Source organism: Massilia rubra (genome assembly GCF_011682065.1).
Taxonomy (GTDB): domain Bacteria; phylum Pseudomonadota; class Gammaproteobacteria; order Burkholderiales; family Burkholderiaceae_D; genus Telluria_A; species Telluria_A rubra.
Genome location: NZ_VUYU01000064.1, coordinates 1 through 2,320, shown reverse-complemented (window position 1 = coordinate 2,320; position 2,320 = coordinate 1). Strand labels below are relative to the sequence as shown.

Here is a 2,320-nt window from a genome sequence, read left to right as displayed (position 1 = left end):
GTAAGCGGCCAGCGGCCCCACCTGTACAGCCTGTTTAGCGCGAAGTAAAGTCGGGGAATGGCAGCAGCGAATCAATCTGGCTGTTGGGGCACGTCGGGAGACGTTCCAGTACGATGGCCAGCCAGCGCGCCGGATCAAGGCCGTTGAGCCTGGCGGTAGCGAACAGACTCTGGATGGCGGCAGCGCGGCGGCCCGCGCGTTCAGAGCCAGCGAAGAGCCAGTTTTTCTTGCCGATGGCGATGGGACGGATCGCGTTCTCGACCGGATTGTTGTCGATTGGCAGGCTGCCCGAGCTGGCGTAACGCTGCAGCGCCGGCCAGCGCTTGAGCGCATGATCGATTGCCTTGGCCGTGCCGCTGCCGGCCGCCACGGTTCGCTGGTTCACCAGGAGCCAGGCGTGCAGTTCGGCCAGCGCCGGCAGCGCCAGTTGTTCGCGCAACAGCATGCGCTGCGGTGGGTCCAGTCCGACGCCTTGCTGCTCGATCGCGTAAAGCTTGGCGATGCGCTGCAGTGCCTGCTCGGCGACGGGACTCTTGCTGGCGGCATGCACATCGAAGAATTTGCGGCGGATGTGGGCCAGGCAGGCCAGCTCGGTAGGACCGTCGGCGAACATCGCCTTGTAGCCGGCATAGTCGTCCACCATCAGGTGGCCGCGCCAGCCGTGCAGGAACGAGCGCACGTGGGCGCCCGCGCGGCTGGTCTGGTAGTCGAACACGACGATCGGCGGGCCGTCATCGTGCACGCCGGAACGATAGGCCCACAGGTAGGCGTGGCGCGTCTTGCCACTGCCCGGATCGAGCTGGCGCACTGGCGTTTCATCGGCATGCAGGCAATCGTGCTGGCGCAGCAGTTCGGCCAGCCGGTCCGCCAGCGGCTGCAGGGCCACGCCGATGCGCCCGATCCAGTCGGCCAGGGTCGAACGGGCTAGTGGCACGCCTTGGCGCGTTGCGATCTGCTCGATCCGGTACAGCGGCAGGTGGTCGAGATACTTGCAGGCGGCGATCCAGGCCAACAGGCCCACCGCGGCCATGCCACCATCGATGACGGCAGCCGGGATCGGCGCTGCTGTCACCGTCTCGCAGGGACGGCAAGCATATTGCGGACGAATGTGGCGGTGCACGAAGAAGCGCGCTGGCTCCACGTCCAGTTGCTCGCTGACGTCCTCGCCAATCTTGACCAGGTCGGCGCCGCACTGGCCGCACTGGCACGACTCGGGCTCATGGCGGTGCTCGATGCGCTCCAGTTCCGGCGGCAGCGGTTGGCGGCCGGCGCGCTTGCGTGGCGGTTTGGCGGGTGCCTGGCTGCGCAGTTCCTCATCGATGGCCGCGAGGTCCATATCGACGGTCTCGTCGAACAGCATGCGCTGTTCCCCGACCAGTGCTTCGCTGGCCTTGCCAAAGCGCACGCGCTTGTAATAAGCCAGCTCGAACGTCAACGCCTTGATCTTGAAGTCCTTCTCGGCCAGCTTGGCCTGCTGCTGTTCGATCAGCGCCTGCACCTGCGCCAGCAGCGCTGGGGCGATGTCGGTGCGGGCAAGTTCGTCGAGCAGATTCATGCCGAGCAGTTTACCGGTCTCGGACGACGTTTACAAGCGCAACAGTTTACGTCGTCATAAGCGCCACTGCGCAGGGGCGGGCGCCGACAGGCGCTGCCAGTCCACACCAGCGATGAGCCACTGCCACTGTTTGGCACTGACCTGCCAGCTTGCCTCGTCGGCTGCAGGCCAAATGAACTGGCCACGGTGCAGCCGACGCAGGCACATCCAGACGCCGGTGCCATCCCAGCACACCACTTTTAAGCGCGTGCGGCGCCGGTTGGCAAACACGTACGCCGTGCCGTCGCAGGGCGGACGGCCCAGCGCCTGCTGCACGTGCAATGACAGCCCATCAATGCCAGTGCGCATATCCACCGCCGCAGTGGCAAGCCAAATGCTATCTGCCGAAACATCCATTACAGCGCCCGCATCAACTCGGCCAGCCAGCTGGCCGGCACGTCGAGCGGCACGGTCACGGTCCAGCCGCGTTCGCTGCGCAGAACGATACCGCTGGAAGCGCCAGTAGGCGTCACACGCACAGGCACAAATGCTGGTGGCAACTGCGCTTCGCCCAGCCGCCGCGCCCAGTAGCTGACCTGGCGTTGAGAGACACCGTTCTCAATAGCGAATGCGCGCTGGGACAGGCCGCTTGCCTGCCACCGTGCCACGCGCTCCTGCCACTCGTTAATTTGCTCCACATTTGCCACCATATTTCTCCTCGAAATTGAAGAAAGGAGTGTGGCCGCAGCGTTCAGGAATTCATAGATGGGTGGGCTGGATGCTTAC

3 protein-coding genes are annotated in these 2,320 nt (G+C 65.0%); all 3 read right to left on the bottom strand.

Going from position 1 to position 2,320, the window contains the following annotated elements; all coding sequences use genetic code 11:
• Positions 1 to 34 precede the first annotated feature (34 nt).
• The 3 genes from tnpC to tnpA are packed head-to-tail and all read right to left on the bottom strand — an operon-like array spanning position 35 to position 2,244.
• Positions 35 to 1,555, bottom strand: coding sequence for an IS66 family transposase (gene tnpC, locus F0185_RS33960; RefSeq protein ID WP_167233096.1), 1,521 nt, complete (start codon positions 1,553 to 1,555; stop codon positions 35 to 37).
• Between the two features lie 54 nt (positions 1,556 to 1,609).
• On the bottom strand, positions 1,610 to 1,951 hold the full coding sequence (gene tnpB / locus F0185_RS33955) for an IS66 family insertion sequence element accessory protein TnpB (protein ID WP_167233094.1): 342 nt from the start codon (positions 1,949 to 1,951) through the stop codon (positions 1,610 to 1,612).
• A complete protein-coding gene (gene tnpA, locus F0185_RS33950) occupies positions 1,951 to 2,244 on the bottom strand; it encodes an IS66 family insertion sequence element accessory protein TnpA (protein WP_167233092.1) in 294 nt (97 codons plus the stop codon). Before tnpA ends, tnpB begins: the two co-directional genes overlap by 1 nt.
• Positions 2,245 to 2,320 lie beyond the last annotated feature (76 nt).

Bases quoted from the DNA above. Each gene is read 5' to 3' on its own strand.
- tnpA (WP_167233092.1), bottom strand. From the start codon at position 2,244: ATGGTGGCAAATGTGGAGCAAATTAACGAGTGGCAGGAGCGCGTGGCA.
- tnpB (WP_167233094.1), bottom strand. From the start codon at position 1,951: ATGGATGTTTCGGCAGATAGCATTTGGCTTGCCACTGCGGCGGTGGAT.
- tnpC (WP_167233096.1), bottom strand. From the start codon at position 1,555: ATGAATCTGCTCGACGAACTTGCCCGCACCGACATCGCCCCAGCGCTG.